Raw genomic sequence first — 23,570 nt, 5'->3', positions numbered from 1 at the left:
AGTATTACAAGCTGACAGTATCAATGCCGACCTACCAAAGAAAGCAGTCGGAAAGAGCAGGTTCCAGGGCTGTGAAGATAATAAAAGTAAGGCAAAAAAACTAGATAGGTTGGTATGATCAAACAGGGTTGAGTGTTTATGTAGCTTTGGTTTTTGCCCATCAATGATTAAAACTAAACCTACATAAAATATGACAAGTTGACGGCATAAAAACAAAAAAGCTGCAATCGTTATTGCAGCTTTTTCATATTATCTTGCCTGGCTATTAGTCGTTTTTAGCCTGATTATCCATCACTCGTTTACGGTACTGTAACAGGCTAAACACGCCAAATAGGAAGACCTGCAAGTAGTCAGCTTTTTTCAGCTGTAGCAGTGGCTTAAACATAGTGTGGAAAATGAGGGTTTGAAAGCAATGCATAAAAATAGTCATTGCAAACAAAATGTTGAGAACCACCGATATATTGCCTTCAAAAGGCATAATTAGGTTGTAAAGCATCATTAGCCAAGCAAAACCAGTGACAATCTTTCCTAAAACTAACATGACTTTCATTTATTGTTCTTCCTCAATATCGCCGCTGGTATCATTAGCTTCTGTATCTGCCGAGTATTGATATAAGCGGTAAATCACCTGGCCGGCTTTTTTCTCTTTGAGCATTTCCCAGCTAGCAGGGACGTTAAGCAGTGATATTTCACTTTCTGTTTCAACGTAAATCAATGCGTTGTCTTTAAGCCATTGGTGCTGGTCAATTAACGCAATACTTTTTTCTGCTAAAGATTTTCGAAACGGAGGATCGATAAACACCAGATCAAAGCCCTCAGTAGGTTTATTAGCGAGTAAGGCTAGGCTATCGCCCTTTATCACATCAGCGTTTTCGCATTTTAGCGTGGCTAGGTTTGCCACGAGCTGCTTCGCTGCTTGAGCTTGTAATTCGAAAATCTTAGCGTAGCTAGCGTAACGCGATAACGATTCAAGACTTAAAGCGCCGCTGCCGGCAAAGCAATCGAGTACGCGAGAACCGCGAACATCGTTGGCAATCCAGTTAAATAGTGTTTCACGTACACGATCTGTTGTTGGGCGTAGCCCCTCAAGATCATGGATTGGCAATTTGCGAGATCGCCATTGGCCTGAAATTATCCTAACTTGACCGCTAGAAGGTCTTTTTTTGACCATGGTGTCCTCGTGATTTTGCCTAATGAAAGAAAGTGGTAGACTATGGCGTCTGAATTAAGGGCGCTATTTTATATCAAAGCATAGCTAAATGGTAAAAAGCAGTAGGTGGAATCGACTCTATGTGTTTTTTTGCTGTTTTTACCAGCGTAATTTTAGTGTGATTTTGATATAACGTCCTCCACCCTAATGCATTTATGTACAGCTATTTGAGCACCGGTATAACACATGGCAAAGAAAGGTTTTTTTTCCTGGTTCCGCAGGGATAAGTCTAAAGAAGAAGCGGAAGCTGCTGAAGCGGCAAAGTTAGCAGCAGAACAGCAGGAGCAGGAACAGCTCGCAGCTGAAAAAGCAGCCGAAGAAGCACGTATTGAAGCTGAACGTCTTGAGTCAGAAAGAGTTGCTGCAGAACAAGCTGAAGCGCAAAGAGTCGAATCTGCCCGCCTTGAGGCTGAACGTCTTGAAACAGAACGTCTTGAAGCCGAGCGTGTTGCAGCAGAACAAGCAGAAGCACAAAGAATTGAAGCTGCTCGTCTTGAGGCTGAACGTCTCGAAACAGAACGTCTTGAAGCTGAGCGTTTTGCGGCAGAGCAGGCTGAATCTCAAAGAGTTGCGGCAGAGCAGGCTGAATCTCAAAGAGTTGCTGCAGAGCAGGCCGCGGCAGCTGAAGCCCGTATTTTAGAAGAACAGGCTGAAGTAATTCGCCTTGCCGCCGAACAAGCAGAAGCACAACGCATTGAAGCTGAGCGTATTGCTGCTGAACAAGCAGAAGTGCAGCGCATCGAAGCAGAGCGCATTGCCGCAGAGCAAGCAGAAGCACAACGCATCGAAGCTGAGCGTATTGCCGCAGAGCAAGCAGAAGCGCAACGCATCGAAGCTGAACGTATTGCCGCTGAAAAAGCAGAAGCACAACGCATCGAAGCTGAACGTATTGCTGCTGAGCAAGCGGAAGCACAACGCATCGAAGCGGAGCGTATTGCCGCAGAGCAAGCAGAAGCACAACGTATCGAAGCTGACCGTATTGCCGCAGAGCAAGCAGAAGCACAACGCATCGAAGCTGAGCGTATTGCTGCAGAGCAAGCAGAAGCACAACGCATCGAAGCTGAACGTATTGCTGCTGAACAAGCAGAAGCACAACGCATTGAAGCTGAGCGTATTGCTGCTGAGCAAGCAGAAGAGCAACGAATCGAGGCTGAGCGTAATGCCGCTGAACAAGCGGAAGCACAACGTATTGAAGTGGAGCGTATTGCTGCTGAGCAAGCAGAAGCACAACGAATCGAGGCTGAAAGCATTGCTGCTGAACAAGCTGAAGCGGAAAGAGTTGCAGCAGAAAAGCTCGCGGCGGAACAAGCTGCTGAATTAGAACAACCTGAGCCACAGGCGAAGCCTGTTAAAGAAGGCTTATTTGCCCGTCTTAAACGTGGTCTAAAGCGCACCAGTGAAAGCATTGGTAGCGGCTTTATTGGTTTATTTAGCGGCAAAAAGATCGATGACGATCTATTTGAAGAGCTTGAAGAGCAGTTATTAATCGCCGATGTGGGTGTAGAAACCACGACTCGTTTGATTAAGAGCTTAACCGAGCAAGCTAGCCGTAAACAACTTAAAGACGGTGAAGCCCTGTACGATCTTTTGCGTGAAGAGATGCAAAAAACGCTAGATCCAGTATCTGTGCCTTTGATCCCTGAAAACGCCGATGGTCCATTTGTGATCTTAATGGTTGGCGTTAACGGTGTGGGTAAAACTACCACCATTGGTAAGCTTGCTAAGCAGTACCAGGCGCAAGGTAAGTCAGTGATGTTGGCAGCGGGTGATACGTTCCGTGCTGCAGCGGTTGAGCAGTTACAAGTTTGGGGGCAACGCAACGATATCCCAGTTATTGCTCAGCATACAGGTGCTGACAGTGCTTCTGTATTATTTGATGCGCTGCAAGCTGCTCGCGCACGTAATGTTGATGTACTTATTGCTGATACAGCGGGTCGTTTACAGAACAAAGCTCACCTAATGGACGAACTGAAGAAAGTTGTTCGGGTGATGAAAAAGCAAGATGAGTCAGCGCCGCACGAAGTCATGTTGACTTTAGATGCAAGCACAGGGCAAAACGCGATTAGTCAGGCGCAGTTATTCCAAGAAGCTGTTGGCGTTACTGGTATTACGATTAGCAAGCTTGATGGTACTGCTAAGGGCGGGGTTATCTTCGCTATTGCTGATAAGTTTGGTATTCCAATTCGTCATATTGGTGTCGGTGAGCAGATCGATGATCTACGCACCTTTAATGCGAAAGACTTTATTGAAGCCTTGTTTAGTCAAACAAAAGACGACAAAGACGCGAAATAACGTTAGCTTATATCAAGCGTGACTGAAAGATAAGCACCCTGCGGGGTGCTTTTATTAATGCCAACTAACAAGAAATCTTTTTCAATGATTCGATTTGAGCAGGTAAGTAAAGTCTATCCCGGCGGCCAAAAAGCCTTGTCGGATGTGAGTTTTCATATAAAGCGTGGTGAGATGGCCTTTTTAACTGGTCATTCTGGCGCGGGTAAAAGTACGCTGCTTAAGCTGATCACCGTTATTGAAAGAGCAAACGGCGGTCGCGTTTCAATTAATGGTCACGATATTGCTAAAGTGAGTCGCTCACAAGTGCCTTACTTACGTCGCGATATTGGAATGATTTTTCAAAACCATCACCTATTAATGAACAAAAGCGTTTTCGACAACGTGGCTTTACCGCTGATGATCGAAGGCTTTTCTATTGGTGAAATTCGTAAACGAGTAGCTGGCGCACTTGATATGGTCGGCTTATATGGTAAAGAGCGTCACAACCCGATAATGCTATCAGGTGGTGAGCAGCAGCGTGTTGGTATCGCGCGGGCGATTGTGAATAAACCGCCTTTATTGCTTGCCGATGAACCAACCGGTAACTTAGATCCTAAGTTGTCGATGGATATTCTGCGTTTGTTTGAAACCTTTAATGATGCGGGTACAACCGTGCTTATCGCTACCCATGACTTAGGTTTAATTGCGCGCATGAAGTATCGCACGTTAACTCTGAAGCAAGGGCGAGTATTGGGCGCAGAGGAATTAAACGCTCACGACCCTATTGGCATTAATTGAGGATAAATGATGAGTAAGCAACCTCAACTAAATCGCAGTAAATTACCGCTTTCAGGTCGCATAGTGATGTTCTTTATTCGTCACATACAGCACGCAATGGCGAGTATGGGCGAACTATGGCGTAATCCGGTATCGTCAATTATGACCATGGCTGTACTAGGCGTTAGCTTAAGCTTACCAGCGGCCTTGCAAGTGTTAGTTAAAAATGCCGAAACCATTACCGAGTCGTGGAACAGCGCGGCTGAGATCTCACTGTTTATCGATGAAGGGCGCAGCGAAACCGCTATTCAAAGTTTGATAACACGCCTTAATGTTTATCCTGAGATCAGCAACGTTAATTACATTAATCGCGATCAAGCCTTAGAAGAGTTTCAGCGTTTATCAGGTTTTGGCGAAGCCTTATCCTATTTAGATTCTAATCCATTACCAGCGGTGGTGATGGTTACTCCAAGTGTTAAGTATTCAAGCCCAGCAGGTGCACGTGAGTTACTGCGTAAACTTGAGCAAGAACCGGAAGTGAGTTTTGGCCGTTTAGATATTGAATGGCTAGAGCGGTTGCAGGCAGTTGTTAAGCTACTTGAACGCACAGTATTAGCCATTGCTGCGCTTTTGGTATTAGCGGTGGTATTAGTGATTGGTAACACCATACGGTTAGCCATTATGAATCGCCGTACAGAAATTGAAGTGATGAAGTTAGTTGGCGCGACAGAAGCTTTTATTCAACGACCATTTTTATACACAGGTATTTGGTATGGCGTGATCGGCGGCTTCTTAGCTTGGGTAATTATTAATTTATTAGTCTGGTATCTAGATTCCGCGTTAGCCGAGCTACTTGGCTTATATGGTAGTAGTTTACATATGGAGTCGCTGACAATTGCTGAGCTTGGCCAGTTGGTATTGTTGGCCTCGTTTTTAGGCTGGTTGGGTTCGTACCTTTCTGTGCGTCAGCATTTGCGAGCAATAGAACCGTCATAATAGCGGGTTAGACTCACTAATACGTATTTGCTTAAAAGATGAACTTTGTTTCATTTGCGTTGCCTATCACTAGGTGTAATATTTTGTTGGCAGTGATATGCAGCAAAATTTGGCTAGGCTTAGTGCATATTGATACATATTAGATAAGTACGATGGTTGACATATTTTGTCATTTAGTCGATAGTTCACTGTCCATTTTGATCATGAATGGTCAGAAAGTAGATTTTTAGCAAGACCTTTGTAAGAAAGTAGTAGGAGCGTAAATGACAGATCAAGCGCAATCAATGGCACTAATGGTTCCCCAAAGTAGCGGAAGCCTCGAGTCTTATGTTCATTCGGCACACAACATTCCTATGTTGGAAGCGGATACTGAATATGAGCTAGCGAAGCGTCTGCAAGAAACGGGTGATCTGCAGGCTGCGAAGCAGTTGATTATGTCGCATCTACGTTTTGTGGTTCACGTAGCTAAAGGCTACTCAGGTTATGGCCTGCCACAAGCTGACTTAATTCAAGAAGGTAATATCGGCCTGATGAAGGCGGTTAAGCGTTTCGACCCAGATGTGGGCGTACGTTTGGTATCGTTTGCCGTGCATTGGATTAAAGCTGAAATTCACGAATACGTGCTTAAAAACTGGCGTATCGTTAAAGTGGCTACCACTAAAGCGCAACGTAAATTGTTCTTTAACCTCCGTAAAGCTAAAAAGCGTCTAGGCTGGTTTAGCGATAGTGAAGTAGGTATGGTTGCTGACAGTCTTGGCGTATCAAAAGCCGATGTGACTGAAATGGAATCTCGTATGGCCGCTCAAGATCCTGCATTTGATCTTGCGAGCGACAATGATGATGAACAAGATTATGCACCTATGCATTATCTTGAAGATCATTCTTCAGATTTAGCGTCTCAAGTTGAAAATGACAACTGGGAACAAAATAATCAAGCGCGTTTGCTATCTGCTATCAAGACTCTTGATGAGCGTAGCCAGCATATTCTTAAAGCGCGTTGGTTAGATGAAGACAAAACCACATTGCAAGATTTGGCGGCAACTTATCAAGTGTCGGCTGAACGTATTAGGCAATTAGAAAAGAATGCAATGAATAAGCTGAAAGGCTGTATGGAAGCTTAATTTCATTATCAGTTTTAGAGACTTTATTAATAATTAAAACCTGCTTTTTAGCAGGTTTTTTTATGTCTGGAACATTTAGCCCAAAGCCCATGGATGGATAGCTTGGGGCGTTATGTCTGGAACATTTATGCTAAAAACCCCTCCCTTCCCATGTAGGGAAGTCTGCATATGCGCTGGCCGTAGGCCATTGCAGCCAAAGATGCTGAGAAGTTGGTTTGATGCTTCAGTTTTCAGACTAAGACCTTGCTAAGCCTATTTGCAACAATAAGTTAGTGGTGATAAGTTAACCGCCAACCTGTTAAGGTATGAATAAAGTTCATGCTGCTAGGGAGACATTAGGAGCTCCTTTTTAGGTAAATTAGCGAAGTAATAAGTCATCAAAATATAGGGAAAATGAGATGAACGAAGTGACATCAGGAAGTGGCGATGCAAGTCAGAGTAATGCCAAAATAGTCTACATTTTATACTTGGTAGCCTTGGTTTTTGGTATTACCGGTATTGTTGGCGTGGTGATGGCGTACATCAACAAAAGTACCGCACCTGAATGGCTGCAGTCTCACTACCAATATCAAATCAGAACATTCTGGATAGGCGGCCTATTTATGTTTGTTGGTGGCTTATTGTCGCTGGTATTAATTGGCTGGTTTGTATTGTTATTCTGGGTTGTTTGGTTAGTCATTCGTTCAATTAAAGGGATACAAGCATTGGATGCAGGCAAGCCAATTGAGAACCCAACGGGTTGGTTATTTAACTAAGTTAAATAACGGTAATTTTGTCTAATCAAACTTCGTTTGATAAAAATCATGAGCTTTCTGCTCACACTCTGCCAAGAAGGGGTCAACAGCTACCCCCTCTTGGATCTCCCCGCCGCCCCTAACGAAGTTGTAGATCCTCATACTCCAATAAAAATTGCCTAACGGCTCAGATGGGACATCCATGTCCCTCCGAGCCTGAACCATCATCCATGATGGTTCCACGGCATTTTCATCTGCGTACTTCGGCAACTCCGATGGGGAAATCGGTGTTTCCTGTGAGTCGATTAGCGACTGGTAGACTTGTGTTTTCTCTGGGGAATACAGCGGGCTAAATATCTACGCTTTTCTAACTCAGTGTAGATACGGCCGTGACCGTCCATGACATGGACGTCATGGCCGAGCTTCCAGGGATGGACTTGCAGCGTGTCACGGAAGTGTCTGCACATACGCCGGCCGCAGGCCATTGGAACCACTATTGCTGGAAGCTGGTTTCTAGTATCAGATGACGATGAGATTAAAGTTTTAAAGCTTTAGATTTAAAGTCAGCGTTAGTTTCACGCAAATGAAATCCTTAACCTCTGCAGATACGACTGCTGCAGGCAATTAGCTGGATTGGATATTGAAAGTGGAAAATTAGGTAATTAGGCATACAGTTAGAGCAGTTAAGCTGCTTTTTTTGAGCTTTAAGTTAGGCTGCGTCTAACAACTAACGTTGTACGATGTGGGATTATGGACAGTGGCTTATAAAGAGTCTTCAACGTACTTCGGCAACTTGGATGGGGTTCTGTGATTGCTGTGCCTATACATAAATACTAAATTGCTATGTATACAATCCCATTGACACTTCGCGATTACTAGAAGTATGATTCAGGTTACTGTTCGGCCTCTTTAGTTATTGTTTTTAAGAAAGTATTCGGTGTTTCGAGTATTAGTAGAATAGTCGTTTTTACTTGGACTAAGTATTGATGATTTTACTTATAACTTTCTAAAACTAACTTGGAGTCTTTCATGAAAATTGAGCTAAAAATCGAACTACACCCTAGTGTTATTATCTTTGTTTCAAAGGTTTTGATGATGTTTCTAGTTTAAAGGTGGGAGGGGTGAAGCACCATCCCCTTTCTTCAGTAGTTTTAATTTAGCCCTAATCTAAGAGGTTATATGTCTTACTGGCATAACCCCCAAGGCCTAACTCCTAAGGCTTATATATGCGGTTTCTGTAGTAATAAAGTAGCGAGTAGTAAAGGATATATTGGCAGTAATAATGCCGTTTTATATCTGTGCTCAAATTGCGATGAACCGACTTATTTTTTTGGTTTAGGTGGACAGTTACCAGATGTTGCTCCAGGTAATTCCGTTCAACATCTTCCTGCCGATATTGAGTCTCTTTATAATGAAGCACGAAACTCCGTAGCAGCATCTTGTTACACTGGATCGGTTCTAATATGCCGAAAATTATTGATGAACATCGGTGTGCAACAAGGTGCAGAAACTGGTAAGGCATTTATTTTCTACATCGATTACCTTGCCGAGAAAGGATTCATTCCGCCAAACGGCCGAGGCTGGGTTGACCATATTAGAAAAAAAGGGAATGAAGCGACACATGAAATAGTGCTGATGTCGAAAGAGGACTGTGAAGACCTAATTGCTTTCAGCGAAATGCTAATAAAGTTTATTTATGAGTTTCCGAGTAAAATTCCTTCTACCTCAGCATAAAAGGAAACTATATAGCTCTGCTGAACTTCGGGCGTTAACCCTTAACCGCAGCTATCACTTTTTTGCGGATAACTTTAATCCCAGCACTGCTAACCTCTGGCCAAGGGTAATAACACCTTGGCCTTTTGAAGCGAGCGATTTTGTCCGCTAGAAATGCGGTTAACTCAGTTTCCGAGAGCAAGGCCTCTTGGTTATTATTGCAGGTGTTTACCAGCTTAATAATCGCTGCGGGCAGAGTGCCAAACTGAGTGTCGTTAACTGGGAAAACGATGGCATCACTGATCTGCGGGTGCAATTTAAGGGCGGCTTCAATCTCTTCTGGTTGGATGTTCTCGCCGCCGCAGATAAACATGTTATCGGCACGGCCATCGATACAAAGGTTGCCGTTTGCATCGAAGTGACCTAAATCTTTGGTGTAGAACCAGCCATTTTTATCGAGCGGTAAATTAAAACCATCTTTGGCTAAATAGCCCAAAAACAGACACTCACCTTTTACCCAGATCTCGCCATCAATAATCTTAAGTTCACGCCCCGATAATAGCTTACCGCTAGAACCATCGCTGCGGGCGATGCCTGTGGTGATCTGCGATCCCATTTCAGTCATGCCATAGCTGGTGTAGGCTTTAATATCGTGTTTGGCTAGCTCTGCCAATAGGTCCGCTGAAATTGCACCGCCGCCAAGTAGCATAGCTTTAACTTGAGATAAGCAGTTGTTATCTGTAGCGCTGGTAGCAAGCAGCTGCTGCAGTTGCGCGCTGACTAAAGACAAATGGCTGACTTTATCGCGAACAAGTTGCGTGGCCAAAGTTTGCGTCTTGTCTTCAAATACGACACAAGCGCCAGCTAAGGCGCAGCGGTTAAGTATGGCTAAGCCGCCGATATGAAATAGAGGTAAGGATAATAACCAGCTGTCATTAGCGTTAAGGCTAATTAGCTCGGCTGAGCCTGCGGCGCTAGCGATATGATTTATTAAACTGTGAGCGGCAGCTTTTGGTGTGCCGCTACTGCCAGAAGTTAAGATCGCATTAACAGCCCGTGCAGGAGCAATTCGCTCTGCTTTGCTGCGACTTCGCAGAGCAAAATCAGCATTTATGCCGCTGAGATTTGGCTGAGATTTGAGTAATTGCTTAAGTTCTGCGCTTTGCTCTGGCTCAAGCCAATAGTCGCGGTATTGATGAGTGTGGATCAGTTCAAGGATTTGCTGCGGCGCAAAGCGCGGCGATATGGGGCAAAACACAATGCCACTATCAACACAGGCCCAGTAAAGTGTTAGTTGTTCGGGATTGTTATGGCTTATGCAAGCAAGGCGATCACCTGCTTTTAAGCCTTGTGCGGCTAGTTGCTGGCTTAGCGAGATAACGAGCTGACTTAAAGTTTGATAATTTACAGCCTTGCCATCAACGCGATAAGCCGGAGCTTTAGCATTGCTTACTGCCTGTTGATGAACAGGTGAAAGTATCAGTTGTGCCGTGTTTATCATCTCAATGGGTCGCTGTTAGGTTTATTGAACGCTGCAGATCAAGCTTAGATCATCAAGCTGCAAACAAACGCTTTTACCTGAACTTACCAATAGATCTTGGCTAAAGGCGCTAAGGGTATCAATCCCTGGGATCTCATCTGGAGTAATAATCGTCGCTAAGCGGCTTAAGGCCTCAATACCTAAACTTGCCTCTAAGCTTGAGCTCAGAATGCAGCGCACGCCGTGTTCAGTAGCTGCCTCAACCAGTTGCTGCAATTTTTCAATACTGCCAAGTAGCATAGGTTTGATGATTAACGCGGTGAGTCCCGTTTGCATTTCAAATTGATAGTCGCTGCTATTTAGCGATTCATCAAGTGCCCATGGCATCTCTATCGCCTGATAAAACGCTTGGTTGTCATCAGGATTTTGGCAAGGTTCCTCAATGTACTCAATATTAGCAATTGGTAGGCAAGCAGCGAATTCGATGGCTTGTTCTAGACTAAAACCTCGATTGGCATCTAAACGTAGTTTGAGATCGGGACGAATAGCCAAAATTTGATGAATGAGCTTAATTTCATCTTCAAGCGAGTCTTGGGCTACTTTGACTTTGACTGAGTGGACATTGCTGGCGAGTGCGCTGACTCGCTCGCTTATGGCGGACAATGGCTCGTCTGCCGCGCGGTAGATAAGTGGTACGCTGCGCGGTGCGAGCACGTGTCCATCAAGTTTACCGTTGAGCTTGGCGTGCAGCAGGCTTAATCCGAAAGCCATAGAAGGAGAGTTGGTACTGTAATCAAGCAGGGCGTTAGCTGGCTGCTGTAATAACAATGGCAAAGCAGCAGTGAGTTGTTGCTGTACTTGTTCAAGCGACTCCTGACTAAAGCCTGTAATGCTTTGTTTTGCACTATCAACACCTGACAACGGAGAGATCTCAACAGACGCTTGGTACTCATTATCACCTTGGATTGCGATCCCTGTTAACACAAGGCCGCTGCGCTGCTCAATACGCTGTTTGCCAACAGGTAATGACTTGGCTAAATCGATAGTAAATTGATGCAGACTCAATTGAGTTAGAGTTAATGGCGTTAATTGCTGTTGCGTCGTTGTCATTGGCTTGCCTGCATTATTTTGTGAGTTTAATTATTAGAGTTATCGATTTTTTTAGTAAAAAGCTGCTGTAATTTAGTCGCAAATTGCTTTGGTGCGGCTAAGTGTACGTTGTGACCGCTGGCTTCAATAGTGTGTAGCATTATGTTTTGTTGTTGCTGCCAACGACTCGCTAGCGCCATAAATTTACTATCTTGATGGCCAGCAATAAAGTGCACTTTAATGTTTAATTGCGCAGGAGTATCCCAAAGATCATCTTGCTCGGCTAACGATGTTGCTTGATAGCAGTTTGCCAACGCGAATGGGTTATTATCGGAGCGTTTAGTGACTAAAGCGCTTTGCTCTGCTGGCGTAAGATCGCTAAAGACCGCTTGTTGATACCAAAGCTTTAGAAACTCGCTAATCGGCATGCTGCTAAGTTTACCCGCCCAGGCTGCATCATTTTGTTTGCGAGCAATTTTGTCTGCTTGGCTTTGCAGCCCAGGGTGGCAAGATTCAAGCACTAAACTCAATAATTGCTCCGGATATAACTTGGCAATATGCAAGGATATGCGGCCACCAAGTGAGTAGCCAACTAGGTGGTAACTATGCACATTGAGCGTTGCTAGAGTCGTCGTTATTAGCTCTGCGCAGCGCTTGAAGCCGGGTGTTGGCAGCACTTGTTCTGCTAATTGCTGCTGATTGTCACCGTGGCCGGGAAGATCGATGCTGATGCAGTGAAAATCATTTTGTAGCTGCTCAGTTATGTCTTGCCAATCTTGTTGGCTGCCTAAAAAGCCGTGAAGAAACACCACGGCTGGTGCGCCAACTTTGCCAGTGCTGCGGTAATTCAGCATTAGTGCTGCTTTACCCAGCTAGCGATTTGGGCTATCTGGTCACTAGCCTGGTTTTGGCTAACTGTGACTTCAATGACCGATGGGCCTGCATAAGTCATCGCATATTCGTAGGACTCAATAAAGTCATCTATCGAGTCTACTTGATTGTAGGCGAGGCCAAACATGGCAGCGCCAAAGCCAAACTCAAGTCCGTGAGACAAACGATAGTAATCAGTACGTAATTGTTCATTAGGTACTGGCAACAAGTTAAAAATATTGCCGCCATCATTATTGAGAATAACAATCACCAGTGGGCTAGTGACACTGCGTGCTATCGCAAGTGAGTTTAAGTCGTGCAGCGCTGATATATCACCAATAATCAGGGTTGTTGGTTTTGCCTCAGCCACTGCAACGCCACAAGCCGTTGCAAGTAGGCCGTCGATGCCCGATGCCCCACGGTTGGTAAACACGCTTGCACTTGATGGTGTGATTGGGGCAAACATATCGTAAAGCCTTACAGGTAAACTATTACCAATAAATAGCTGATGATTGTCGCTTTGGCGTTTAGCAATGGCTCTAATTGTTTGCGCTTCACCAAACTCTGCATTATCAATTTGCTGTTGGTATAGGGTTTCTAACTCATCATTAAACTGCACTAGATTGAGGGCCCAATTCGCTTGCGATGATCTTGGCCATGGCAGGGCTGCAAATTTATGTGCGCTTGCTAGCCATACTTGTTTAGGCTTATGGCTTGGGTCCAGTCTCTGTTGCTGTGGTAATACTTGCCAGTAATTTGTCCAGTTCTGCTCACTCAAGTAGTTGATTAAGCGCTTTGATAGAATACGTCCGCCAAACACAATCACCTTTTCTGCTTGGGCTAGTAGCGCTTTAGCTTTTGGTTGCTGTAAGAGTTGGTCTATGTTGCCAATAGCACCTGTATGCTGGCGAAGTTGCGACTGAGCATCAGTGACAATCGGCCAACCTAGTTTTTGGGCGAGCTGGATCAGCTCACTACTTTGCTGCTCTGGTGCAAGCGTTGCTGCGACAATCACCCCCTTGCCATGCACAAAGCGAGCAAGCGCATCAGCCGTTGGCATAATGCTGGTATCCATTGCGGCAAACTGATTGTAAGGCGCAGCTTGTTGTTGCCAGATCGCAATTGGCGCTAGGTAGCGAGAAAAGTCGGCGATAGGTTCGTTTGGATACAGCGGCTCACGATACATACAGTTGATATGCACAGGTTGAACCTGATTGCACACCGCATCATCTAATAAGCTTAATAACGCCTGAGGCGCGATATTAATATCTGGGGTAGGTAAGTTTATTTGCTTGGCATATTGCGCAAAAATTGCTGGTTGGATAATCGCTTGGTTTGCGCCGCAATCAATTAGCTCTGGTGGTCTATCACCAGATAATACAATTAATGGTACGTGGGTTAACCAAGCTTCAATGATCGCTGGGTAAAGGTTAGCTACAGCTGTTCCCGATGTCGTGATAATGGCCACTGGCGCTTGGCTGGCTTTGGCTAATCCAAGCGCCATAAAGCCGAGTCCACGCTCGTCAAAATGCAGATGCTGACTAAGCTTAGTTTGTTTTGCTGCGGCTAAAGTCAGTGGGGTTGAGCGAGAGCCAGGCGCCATACAGACGTGCTTTACGCCTAAGCGAGCCAGTTCTTCTAAAATTAATGAGCCCCAAAGCAGGTTGAGTTCAGCTGTATTTTCAGTTTGCATAAATCATTACCATATCATTGATAGCTTTAGTTTAACTTGCTTTAAGCTAAAGGAGTATGATCACTCTAGAGTTTTATTCATAGGCTGAAAGTACTCGATTAAAAAGAAACAACATTAGATTTTTGAATCGAATACCTATTAATGGGTATAGGTGTGATTGGTGTAGCAAAAATGTATATTTTTCAGTGCTATACTGTGTATACAATATATAAGAACTAGACAGATTGTAGGCAGTACACGGATGCGCAAAGAACTTTCTAAGTTAGATTACTTTACCCTCAAAGTTTTTGTTGGTTTGGTTGAGTTTAAAAACGGCTCGGTAGTCGCAAAGAAACTTGATACCACACAGCCTAAGGTTAGTCGTGCGTTGAGCACTATACGGGAAGTTATTCAGGACGAACTATTTATCAGACGGCAATATGGCGTAGAGCCTAATGTCATGGCTGATAAGTTGTATCCCATAGCGAAAAATATTGTTCAAGGTTACGAAGCTATGGCCGAGGTCACTAAATACTTACCAGAAAAAAATCAGTTGGTCATTGCAGCGCAAGAGCATTTAGCTGGATTTTTGGTTGATTCGATTACTGAGGTATGTGAGCAGCAAGGCATCGACATGTCTGTAAGTATCCAGCCTTGGAGTGACAACGTTCAAGAATTACTGGCACAAGGTAAGATTGATTACGCAATTACCGTTAACTCAAAACCTTCTGAATCAGTAAAAAATATCAAAATTGGTGATGTACGTTATTATTTCTTAGCCGCTAAAAAAGGCCACCAATTTTTTGAACAAGATTTGACATTAAAAGGGCTACTCGAAAATAAACTGGTTTTCATCAACTATTCTAAGGTCGGGCTGAGTGAGCATTGGTGTGAAACCTATGCAAAAGAGCATGCTTTAGATATGAAAGTTAGTTTTAAAACGACGAGTTTAGCTATGGCATTAAATCACGTGGCAAAAAGTGATGATATCTGCTGGACGGCTTCTATATTCTCATATTTGTATTTCAATAGCCGCAGTGATATCGACTATATAGATGTAACAAATTTCTATGAGAACACGCTTTTTCCTGATGGTAACTCAACTAAATACGACTACTTTTTGCAATACCATCAAACCCATGAAGATGACTTTTCGAAGTCATTATCTAAGTTACTGGCTGAAAAATTAGCTATTGCTCAAGAGCAGTATGAGCAGAATAAGCAAATTCATCTTTGCAAATAAACTGACCTAAAAAAGAGTGTTAACGCACTCTTTTTTATTGCTCTTCAATTTATTAATGCAAAAATAACTCAACTAAATCCCTTACCTCAGAAGACAACCAGCGAAGATTAGGATCTTTATTGTTATCACTATAAACCAGATATAGGTTTGGTTCTTTAACCTGCATATATAGACGCTCTGACTCTACATCAGATAGGCGGCATACATGTAAATCTTGACTGTTATTGATCATGGTGAAAATAGAGCTATATGGCAGTAATGCTATTCCTTGGCTAGATCGTAGGTATTCGAACAAACCTGTTAACCCTGTTAGGTTCATTTCAGTAGTTAGCTTTATATGTTGTGTTTGGCAATACTCTTGAAAAGGGCTAGGTTCTAGCTCACTTTGGCCAATATTACTATTAATAAATGGGTACTTAGCAATAGACTCTAGGTTGATGTCTTCTTTTAAAATAGGATGATCATTCTGACATACTAAAAATATCTTATTGAGCTTTTTTAATGGGATGGCATTAAGAGAGTCATCAGTATCTTTGATACTGTCGAGCATTTTACTGCAGCATAGCCCTAAGTCGATTTCACCGCTGATAATGTCGTGGATAGAATGCTTTGTCCAAGATGAGATGTTAAAGCTGATGTCCTTACCTGCATTTTTGATGGCATTGAGTAAAACCTTGGGAAAAGGATAGGAAATTAAATCCGGGGCAGCCACCTCGAAATGGTGTGTAGGATTTAGCTCATGCATACCATTTAATTTCTGCAAATTCTTCGAGCACTCTATGATTTCTTTAGCAATAGGGTATATCTGACTAGCAAATTCATTTGGTACTAGACCATGCTTTTTTCTAATGAAAAGCTCATTACCAAAGACTTCTCTCGCATGTTTTAAGCAGCGACTAATTTTAGGAGCAGGAACATTAAGCTTATGGGAGACAAAAGTTGCAGACTTATTCTCATATAAATTGACTAGAATATTAATACTTAATAAATCTAGGTCGCTAAAACTTATATCTCTCATATTAAATACCTCTTAAGTGGTAAGTATCAAATTCGATAATAACCAATTTGTAATTTTTTATACTAATTTATTTCAATTGCTTTTTAAAATTGATGCGTAGGTCACTTAATAAGTTATTCTCATATTAAATATAGAATATGTAAATTGGACATACCTCTTTATTTGCGATGAATGTGGCTTAGGTATTAGGTGAGCCCCAAAAGGAATTTGTTTGGTGTCAAAAAGCTACATTTTGTTTGTTTTTGGTTAAAAATGCTTCTGATGTGTGTTTTTTTACTCGATAGCTGTATGTTTTGATCTGTTTTTTGTAATTACTCAAAGCACTTAAGGTTTTCATAAAATTAAATTTTGAAATTTAGACATTCCATTTTTGTATTTTTAGATTATTGATTTCATTAATTAGATAGTCTTTTAGTTTTAATGAACAATAATCTGGTTGTATGGTAATAATTGATTTGAATCAATGTTTGAAAGGATCTAAGTAACAATACTGGGTGTGCGTTAAATATGGGTTTAAATAAATGAAGTGTAAGTTTGGAGGTCGTTATGAGTGCATCTGTAATTTTTAGTTATGCTTTCATGTATTTTGTATTGTTTCTTGTTGTTCCATTTGTTTTAGTGACATTTACAATGACATGCATAAAGTTTTTTAAAGGGAATGAGTTCGTTAATTCAAGTATTAAATTAAAAGCTAACACGTTAACCAATCAACCTATTAGCTTCGTAAATAAGTTAAATACTTTGGCTAAGGATAAATATAATGTTCTGTATGGTACAACATTAGATAGCCTTTGCGATGTTGATAAAGATGATAAAGAGCAAGATGCTCATAGTTACTTACAAGCCTGCCATCTTGACTATGTATTAGTGGATAATCAATCGTCAGCAGTCAAACTTGTAATCACTGACCCTCAGCATAACTCGGACGAGAATAATCGTTTTATCGATGCAACATTGGCAAAGATGGGCGTTAAAGTCCTCCACCTTGCTAAGAATGATTGCGATGTTAATTTGATTAAAAACTCTCTAGTCGCATAGTTTCACCGGTGCTGATATTTAAATATCAGCACCCAAATTCCAGCTCTCTTTTATTTTATCACTTAGTAATGTGAGGACGCTTCATGTCCAGACTATTCAAATATTCAGCTCCAGTGTTAATGAGCATTCTTCTCGTAGTTGCAGCATCAACCGTTTCTATTCAGTCGATCGCGGCAGAATTTAAAATTAATGAAAATAAACAATGCATTATGTGCCACAAGCGCAATGGAGTAATGCAAGGCGTTCACGCCAATAACGCTTTGGATATCAGCTGTCAGGATTGCCATGGTGAGAAAGAGGGACACCCAAGAAAAGCCTCAAACTTAGTGGGATTTAGTGAAAAGTCTGCTGCAGATGCAAATACGCAAACTCAGCGCTGTCTGGCTTGCCACGACCATGAAGTTTTAGCACAAGATGATTGGAGTCATGATGTTCACTCAAATAAAGTGAATTGTGCTAGCTGCCATTTATTGCACCCTAATAAAGACCCAATAGTTGGGGTTTCTGAGAAAGAGCGCAGTGAGTTATGCAGCAATTGCCATGTGGCTAAGTAATTGGGGAATTAAATATGTCTAACTCTAGAAGATTATTTTTAAAAGGCGCATGTGCTGCTGTTGTAGGAGCCTCTGGCTTTACTATTGCGACCGCAAAAGATCAAGCGGGATCTAAAGTAGAACAATCCTGTAAATACGCCCTGGTTCACGATGAAACAAAATGTATCGGTTGTGATGCTTGTTCTATCGCTTGTCGTGAGGTTAATCAGGTTCCTGAAGGCGTTAGTCGTCTTGAAATTGAACGAGAAGGCCCTTTTGGTGAGTATCCTGATCAGTATTTTCGTTTCACTCGCAAATCTTGCCAGCAGTGCGATGATACTCCTTGCGTTAAGGTATGCCCAACAGGTGCTGCTTACAAAGATCCCAAAACAGGTATTGTATGTGTAGATGAGTGGAAGTGTGTTGGATGTCAATACTGTATCGCTGCTTGTCCTTATCAAATTCGATTTATTCACCCTGTGACTAAAGCTGCCGATAAGTGTGATTTCTGTAAAGAAACTCGCCTTAAAGAAGGCTTGCTGCCTGCTTGCGTCGATGCTTGTCCAACGAAGGCGTTAACTTTCGGGGATATTAGTGACCCCGAGTCGCAAGTTGTTCAAGTTTTAAAGTCGGCTCCAAGCTATAGAACTAAAACTGACTTGGGTACTAGACCGAAAGTGTTCCGTATCGCAGCTAAAGGTGGGGAGATAAATCTATGAGTCCATTCCATTTTGACAGTTTAGTTTGGCCTTGGCCTATTGCTATCTATCTATTTCTTGCGGGTATCTCTGCAGGCGCTATCTGTTTTGCTGTATTGCTTAAGCACTTTAAGTTAGGTCGTGATGCATATAAATCTGGATTTGTGCAAGCTGCCTGCTTGATTGCACCTTTAGCCGTATTTGCAGGTCTCGGTATCTTAGTAATAGATCTTACTAAGCCATTCGATTTTTGGAAAATATTGGTGTTTTACAACCCAACATCGGTGATGTCTGTTGGTGTTGCAGTATTGATGGTTTATCAAGTTGCACTTTTTGCTTGGTTGGCATGCGTGTTTAAAATCCCAGTGCTGAATTGGTGTAATGGTCGTTGGCCTATTGTGAGTAAAACCTTTAATGCGATAGCTAAGTATGAAGCTACGATTACAGGCTTACTCGTTATGCTCGCACTGTCTTTAGGTGCTTATACAGGCTTCCTATTATCAGCACTGACTACGTATCCAATGCTGAATAACCCTGTGTTACCGTTATTATTCTTGATTTCAGGTCTATCTTCTGGAGCTGCGGGAACCTTATTAGGTGGAGTGTTATTAAATGGTAATCCTGATGGTAAAGAAGTGCATTTTATCCACAACATCGAGATCCCAATTATCTTGTTGGAGATCGTACTGTTATTCACTTTCTTCGCGGGGCTTATTTTAACTGGCGGTCAAAGTCAGGTAGCTGCATTAGCTGCTATTGGTGAAGGTTTCTGGGGATGGATCTTCTGGGCTGGAGTGGTAGTGGTAGGTTTAAGTATGCCACTTGCATTTAACCTGTTTATGAAGGCGTCAGCCAAGCGCAAGTTCTCATATGTGGCGGTTACAGCGAGCTGTAGCTTAATGGGAGTGTTGTTGCTACGTAATTTTATTCTCTATACAGGTCAAATGACGATTGCATAACTATTTAATGAGGGTTTAACAATGCTTAAAGTTTTAGGGTTAACCGTTTTATTAAGCTTTTCTGCCGCCGCAACAGCTGTATCGGTTGCTGATACTCATACTGAAATGGCCGGATGTGAGTCTTGTCATGCTGAGGGCGCACCTTCATCAGATATGGCTTTTGAAAATGAGGCATGTATTACCTGTCACGGTTCATTGAAAGAATTAGAAGGCGAAATGCATACTCAGCATGACGGAATCATTACTTGTAGTGACTGTCATGTAGTACATGAAGAAGCTTCGGCAAATGATAGTTGTGCGAATTGCCACTAAGTTAACGATAATCTTAACAAGAGCGTCTAATTTACTGGGTTCCGTATAGGTACTTTGTCTTAATATTCATGTGTTTAGAATGGTTTTTGTTGCCGCTCAAGCTAAATTGCCACTCTACTAAAAGGGTGGCTTTTTATTTTGTTGCTCCATTGCAATATTACGCATTTGAATTAGCTCACTGTGGCGCAGGTAGAAAAGCTCGGCAGTACGACGAATGATTTGATCTTCATATTGGCAAAGGTGACCGTCCGCATACGCAAGTTGCCACATCGCCAAGATGAGTTGCTGCTTTTGTTCGATATTGAAGTTGTCGTTAATTGCTTGGGTAAACTCGTACAAAGACGTGGACTTTTGCTGTGACTTTTTGGCATCGTTGATTAAATTCTCAACGTCGTTAACGTCAAGATTTAGGGTAGTGGTTAGCAAAGTTGGGAGTAATTTTGCCTCGTTATCCGACATGCTTTCGTCTGCCATCACAACTTCTATCAGTAAGCTCGCAGCAGCAAGATTTAAGTGCTCTGCGCGTTCTTCATCAGATAATGGTGTATCTGGGTTACCAAAAAACTGTTTTAGTTTTGCCAGCATAAAGGGCTCCTAAATCGGTGAGCTTGATTGATGTCTATGCTATTTAGAGCATTTTTTGTTAGCAGAGTTCCGCTACATATTAATCAGTATAAGATGTTGTGCGGCTGAGAGTGTTTTTAAGCACATTAATTTCAGCTGGTGGAGCGAGCTTTTCACTGTAGCGTTTATAGGTGATTTGTGAGTTTTAGATATAAGACCATCGAAGCAGAGCTCGCAATGGCCTTGTATTGTTAACTGTCAACTGCAAAGTTTAAAGCTATAGGATTGAGCTTAGACCTTTCATTAGCATGTCTGATGTCCCAGCACTGCCGTTGGTATCTAAATATCCTTTGACGATATCAATCATAGGCGCTGCTAACTCTTTGGAGATCCCTAGTTTTTCAAAAGCATCATAAACCATAGCGCCACCTTGTAGTGACTCCCCTAGACCGCCAGCTTTTGAAAGCAATCCCGACATACCTGAGTCACCGTCGAGTTCTGGCACTGCACCTAGTAGTCCATCAACACCAGGAATAGAGTTTGCGATTGAGCTAAAGTCATTGCTGCCTAGAGAGCTTTGCGCAAGTGATAATAGACTACCTAAACCACCTTCAGCTTGAGTTTGGCTTAAACCTAGTTGCGACATAACACTACCAACAAGATCGGAAGACTCGCCTTGTTCAGTTTGTTGTTTTTTGCTGTCGGTCGCTTGACCAAGTTGATCTAAAATTCCTGCGCTAGCTGGAGCGGTTAATAGTGCGCTTATGGCAAGCAAACATGCAGTGGTAAGTTTCATCGCGGCTATCCTTAGTAGTTTATATATTGTCTAGTCTAGCGTTTTTAACAATCTGTTTGCATTTTTTTTGTGTTCAGCGGTTAACTAATTGGTGATTTCAATTGTGCATTCACTTATAAACTTGGGTATCCTTAGCGCTAACTCATGAAATTGAATTTTATCTTTTGGAAAGCCCTATGCCACTGTCAGACATATTGACTCAAGCTTTTAACTTTTTTAAGAATAATATTAGTCAGTTAGCATTTTTGTTTGTGCCAATTTTGTTTGTGCAAGTTGGCATACAATTATGGCTAAGTTTAGAAATTAGCTCTGCTGATCTAGAAAACCCGCAATTTGGCACTAGCCATATGGTTGCTATGATGGCGCTGTTGTTGGTGTTTTCATTTTTAATTGCCGCATTGACGCTATTTTTAGAAATTCGCTCTCAAGGTCATAGCCCAAGTAACGGTATGATCTTAAAAACCAGCTTTAACTTTGTGCCAGCCTTGCTACTTGCAGGTGTGTTCTCTGGCCTTGCGGTACTCGCGCCAGTCTTTATTCTAATGGCCGTGAACCCTATGCTAGGTGTGATTGGTTTAGTGGCTTCGGTTTATCTATTTGCACGTCTTGCTTTCGTCAACTTTATGGTGGTTGTGGAAAGACTGACCCCATTGGAAGCCATTAAGCGCAGCTTTAGTTTTAGTGGACCAATTGCATTTAAAACCATGGCCATTTTCTTACTTTATATTCCACTGTCGCTATTTGGCGGCGTGTTAGCGCAAATTACTGAGCTTGGTGGTATTCCATTAAAGCTAATTGGCGATGTAATTGTCGCGTTTTTTGGTCTGTTCGTTAACGTCGCGCTGTTCCGTTTATATATGGTGTCACGTCCAACTCCTACAACGCCTGGCAACGTTGAAACTGAAGAGGAATAACTAGCGTTAAAGCTAGTTTTCGTCAGCCTTGTAGCGATTTTGAATATGTGAATCGTTACAAGGTTAGCCTGTTTCGTGACAAGTGCGGCTGGCTAAGTCGCGATACTGTTTAGGTTGTGATTAGAGGTAAAAGTCTTGTTGAACGATATCGAGTTCGTCAATCTGTTCTCAGTTGAATTAGGTGAAGATTACCGCAAGGCCAAAAGTTACGTCAAAGATGTACCAACTCAGGCATTGCTGCATGTACGTAGCTTTAGTCATAAGCTAACTAGCTTGCTTGCTGAGCCTAAGCAAATACGCTTTGAAAGCCCCAATTTATACGACCGCATTGAGCAGCTTAATCAGCGTCGAGTTATCGACGTTAAAACAACGCGAGCGTTACATAAGCTAAGGGCTGACGGTAACCGCGGCGCCCATCCAGAAAAATATCACCTGACACCAGAGCAATTACAGCAATTAAGTGAGCGCTCCATTAAGCAGCTTTTGGCATTGGTGGAATCTTTATTTGCCGGTGTAACTAAGCAAGATAAGCCTGAATTTTATTTTGAAGAGCCAAACTCTTTAGCCGGTCGCGATCTTTGCTATCGTGCGGTTATGGAGCGTGATCCAGAGTCACAGTATCTGGTGGGCATGGCGTTAAAGACCCGCGCATTAATGCAACGTGAGCAAGAGCTGGCATTACAAGGCAGTGGTGAAGATGCAGTTGAAGATCGTTCGACCGCATCACTTAAACAAGCCAGTTACTGGTTTGCACAAGCGCAGGGTAAAGACTTGAATGCTTTGTATGAGCACGGCGTATCACTGATCCATGGCTATAGCGGTGAGACTGATGTGGCGGCTGGTGAGCTAGCTATTGCTAAGGCTGCTGACGCAGGTATCGCCAACGCGATGGCGCTGCTTGGTTATTTCTATCTTGTGGGTACTGAGCAGTTTGCGATAGATCTAACGCTTGCGGAGAAGTTTTTGTCTCAAGCGGCCAAGCTTGAGCAATCTGAGGCCATGGCTAATCTCGGCGTGCTTTACTATCAACAGCAAGATTTAACCAAAGCATATAAATATATTAGTCGCGCAGCTAAAGCGGGCTTCCCGCATGCTCAATATCATTTGGCTTTAATGCTGGCGCGCGGTGAGGGCTGTGAGCAAGACAGTGTTAAGGGCGCTCACTGGATGGCTGAAGCCGCAGAGCAGGGGCAGCTTGATGCGATGTTCTCGCGCGCACAAAGTATGCTGCACGAAGACTCTGTATTGGGGCAAGACTTTACGCAAGCTGAGGCTTATCTACGCGAAGTGATTAAATATGGCCATAGCGTACCGGCAATGATAGAGCTGAGCATTGCGCTTGCTGACGGTATTTTAGGGCGTATTGACGTGGTCTCTGCTGCAGCGTTATTAAAGATGGCCCGCGAACGCTGTAATCAGTCGGAGCTTGATGTGCTGTTACCTTTGTGGCGTTCGCTCGCCCAGCAGGTTGATGCGGTGTTGGCCGTTACAACCTCTAAAGACGAGCTGGTATCGTTGCATAAAGCGGCTGAGCTATTATCTGAGCCGACTTAGAATAAGGT

General features: G+C 42.9%; 23 protein-coding genes. 14 read left to right on the top strand and 9 right to left on the bottom strand.

Annotated features, from left to right (window positions below; genetic code table 11):
* Positions 1 to 265: 265 nt before the first annotated feature.
* Entirely contained in the window at positions 266 to 550 is a 285-nt protein-coding gene (locus tag MSG37_RS18885; RefSeq protein WP_248472218.1) for a DUF1145 domain-containing protein, read from the bottom strand.
* Positions 551 to 1,171 carry a 16S rRNA (guanine(966)-N(2))-methyltransferase RsmD gene (gene rsmD / locus MSG37_RS18880; RefSeq protein WP_248472217.1) on the bottom strand — a complete coding sequence of 207 codons (621 nt, stop codon included), beginning with the start codon at positions 1,169 to 1,171 and terminating at the stop codon, positions 551 to 553.
* A gap of 225 nt (positions 1,172 to 1,396) precedes the next feature.
* Between rsmD and ftsY the strand changes: the two genes are divergently transcribed.
* The 6 genes from ftsY to MSG37_RS18850 all read left to right on the top strand — a co-directional run bounded on the left by ftsY (position 1,397) and on the right by MSG37_RS18850 (position 8,843).
* On the top strand, positions 1,397 to 3,502 hold the full coding sequence (gene ftsY / locus MSG37_RS18875) for a signal recognition particle-docking protein FtsY (protein WP_248472216.1): 2,106 nt from the start codon (positions 1,397 to 1,399) through the stop codon (positions 3,500 to 3,502).
* 84 nt (positions 3,503 to 3,586) lie between these two features.
* Positions 3,587 to 4,279 carry a cell division ATP-binding protein FtsE gene (gene ftsE / locus MSG37_RS18870; RefSeq protein WP_248472215.1) on the top strand — a complete coding sequence of 231 codons (693 nt, stop codon included), beginning with the start codon at positions 3,587 to 3,589 and terminating at the stop codon, positions 4,277 to 4,279.
* Positions 4,280 to 4,288: 9 nt separating this feature from the next.
* A complete protein-coding gene (ftsX, locus tag MSG37_RS18865; RefSeq protein WP_248472214.1) occupies positions 4,289 to 5,254 on the top strand; it encodes a permease-like cell division protein FtsX in 966 nt (321 codons plus the stop codon).
* A gap of 263 nt (positions 5,255 to 5,517) precedes the next feature.
* Positions 5,518 to 6,375 (top strand): RNA polymerase sigma factor RpoH, encoded by an 858-nt coding sequence (rpoH, locus tag MSG37_RS18860; RefSeq protein ID WP_248472213.1) that lies wholly within the window; start codon positions 5,518 to 5,520, stop codon positions 6,373 to 6,375.
* Between the two features lie 398 nt (positions 6,376 to 6,773).
* Entirely contained in the window at positions 6,774 to 7,130 is a 357-nt protein-coding gene (locus tag MSG37_RS18855) for a hypothetical protein (protein WP_248472212.1), read from the top strand.
* Between the two features lie 1,158 nt (positions 7,131 to 8,288).
* A complete protein-coding gene (locus tag MSG37_RS18850) occupies positions 8,289 to 8,843 on the top strand; it encodes a DUF4145 domain-containing protein (RefSeq protein ID WP_248472211.1) in 555 nt (184 codons plus the stop codon).
* A gap of 34 nt (positions 8,844 to 8,877) precedes the next feature.
* On the opposite strand, the gene menE is transcribed toward MSG37_RS18850, so the two are convergent.
* The 4 genes from menE to menD are packed head-to-tail and all read right to left on the bottom strand — an operon-like array spanning position 8,878 to position 13,954.
* Positions 8,878 to 10,323 carry an o-succinylbenzoate--CoA ligase gene (gene menE / locus MSG37_RS18845; protein WP_248472210.1) on the bottom strand — a complete coding sequence of 482 codons (1,446 nt, stop codon included), beginning with the start codon at positions 10,321 to 10,323 and terminating at the stop codon, positions 8,878 to 8,880.
* Positions 10,324 to 10,344: 21 nt separating this feature from the next.
* Positions 10,345 to 11,412, bottom strand: a complete 1,068-nt coding sequence (menC, locus tag MSG37_RS18840) for an o-succinylbenzoate synthase (RefSeq protein ID WP_248472209.1) — start codon at positions 11,410 to 11,412, stop codon at positions 10,345 to 10,347.
* A 26-nt stretch (positions 11,413 to 11,438) separates the two neighbouring features.
* The gene (gene menH, locus MSG37_RS18835; RefSeq protein ID WP_248472208.1) at positions 11,439 to 12,245 is read right to left on the bottom strand and encodes a 2-succinyl-6-hydroxy-2,4-cyclohexadiene-1-carboxylate synthase; all 807 of its coding nucleotides are present in this window, start codon (positions 12,243 to 12,245) and stop codon (positions 11,439 to 11,441) included.
* Positions 12,245 to 13,954 (bottom strand): 2-succinyl-5-enolpyruvyl-6-hydroxy-3-cyclohexene-1-carboxylic-acid synthase, encoded by a 1,710-nt coding sequence (menD, locus tag MSG37_RS18830; RefSeq protein WP_248472207.1) that lies wholly within the window; start codon positions 13,952 to 13,954, stop codon positions 12,245 to 12,247. Before menD ends, menH begins: the two co-directional genes overlap by 1 nt.
* 241 nt (positions 13,955 to 14,195) lie before the next feature.
* Here menD and MSG37_RS18825 point away from each other — a divergent pair, with 241 nt between their 5' ends.
* Positions 14,196 to 15,176 (top strand): LysR family transcriptional regulator, encoded by a 981-nt coding sequence (locus tag MSG37_RS18825; protein ID WP_248472206.1) that lies wholly within the window; start codon positions 14,196 to 14,198, stop codon positions 15,174 to 15,176.
* A 52-nt stretch (positions 15,177 to 15,228) separates the two neighbouring features.
* Here MSG37_RS18825 and MSG37_RS18820 read toward each other — a convergent pair whose 3' ends face one another.
* Positions 15,229 to 16,194, bottom strand: a complete 966-nt coding sequence (locus MSG37_RS18820; RefSeq protein WP_248472205.1) for a LysR family transcriptional regulator — start codon at positions 16,192 to 16,194, stop codon at positions 15,229 to 15,231.
* A 546-nt stretch (positions 16,195 to 16,740) separates the two neighbouring features.
* Here MSG37_RS18820 and MSG37_RS18815 point away from each other — a divergent pair.
* The 5 genes from MSG37_RS18815 to MSG37_RS18795 all read left to right on the top strand — a co-directional run bounded on the left by MSG37_RS18815 (position 16,741) and on the right by MSG37_RS18795 (position 19,734).
* Positions 16,741 to 17,232: a DUF2726 domain-containing protein gene (locus tag MSG37_RS18815; RefSeq protein WP_248472204.1), complete on the top strand. Its 492-nt coding sequence runs from the start codon at positions 16,741 to 16,743 to the stop codon at positions 17,230 to 17,232.
* Between the two features lie 83 nt (positions 17,233 to 17,315).
* Positions 17,316 to 17,786, top strand: a complete 471-nt coding sequence (locus tag MSG37_RS18810) for a multiheme c-type cytochrome (protein ID WP_248472203.1) — start codon at positions 17,316 to 17,318, stop codon at positions 17,784 to 17,786.
* A 14-nt stretch (positions 17,787 to 17,800) separates the two neighbouring features.
* Positions 17,801 to 18,484 (top strand): 4Fe-4S dicluster domain-containing protein, encoded by a 684-nt coding sequence (locus MSG37_RS18805; RefSeq protein ID WP_248472202.1) that lies wholly within the window; start codon positions 17,801 to 17,803, stop codon positions 18,482 to 18,484.
* Positions 18,481 to 19,422: a cytochrome c nitrite reductase subunit NrfD gene (nrfD, locus tag MSG37_RS18800; protein WP_248472201.1), complete on the top strand. Its 942-nt coding sequence runs from the start codon at positions 18,481 to 18,483 to the stop codon at positions 19,420 to 19,422. The genes MSG37_RS18805 and nrfD overlap by 4 nt, the downstream gene beginning before the upstream one ends.
* Before the next feature lie 21 nt (positions 19,423 to 19,443).
* Positions 19,444 to 19,734 (top strand): cytochrome c3 family protein, encoded by a 291-nt coding sequence (locus MSG37_RS18795; protein WP_248472200.1) that lies wholly within the window; start codon positions 19,444 to 19,446, stop codon positions 19,732 to 19,734.
* Between the two features lie 117 nt (positions 19,735 to 19,851).
* Here the strand turns inward: MSG37_RS18795 and MSG37_RS18790 are convergent, their stop codons facing one another.
* Both MSG37_RS18790 and MSG37_RS18785 read right to left on the bottom strand, forming a co-directional pair.
* Positions 19,852 to 20,319: a TerB family tellurite resistance protein gene (locus MSG37_RS18790; protein WP_248472199.1), complete on the bottom strand. Its 468-nt coding sequence runs from the start codon at positions 20,317 to 20,319 to the stop codon at positions 19,852 to 19,854.
* Between the two features lie 256 nt (positions 20,320 to 20,575).
* Positions 20,576 to 21,094 (bottom strand): DUF2780 domain-containing protein, encoded by a 519-nt coding sequence (locus MSG37_RS18785; protein ID WP_248472198.1) that lies wholly within the window; start codon positions 21,092 to 21,094, stop codon positions 20,576 to 20,578.
* A gap of 176 nt (positions 21,095 to 21,270) precedes the next feature.
* Between MSG37_RS18785 and MSG37_RS18780 the strand changes: the two genes are divergently transcribed.
* Together MSG37_RS18780 and MSG37_RS18775 are read left to right on the top strand one after the other, a co-directional pair.
* The gene (locus MSG37_RS18780; RefSeq protein WP_248472197.1) at positions 21,271 to 22,008 is read left to right on the top strand and encodes a hypothetical protein; all 738 of its coding nucleotides are present in this window, start codon (positions 21,271 to 21,273) and stop codon (positions 22,006 to 22,008) included.
* Positions 22,009 to 22,143: 135 nt separating this feature from the next.
* Positions 22,144 to 23,562, top strand: a complete 1,419-nt coding sequence (locus tag MSG37_RS18775; protein ID WP_248472196.1) for a DUF4145 domain-containing protein — start codon at positions 22,144 to 22,146, stop codon at positions 23,560 to 23,562.
* Positions 23,563 to 23,570 lie beyond the last annotated feature (8 nt).

The organism is Shewanella sp. 1CM18E (assembly GCF_023161665.1).
GTDB lineage: Bacteria > Pseudomonadota > Gammaproteobacteria > Enterobacterales > Shewanellaceae > Shewanella.
This window is presented reverse-complemented; position numbering and strand designations above follow the sequence as displayed.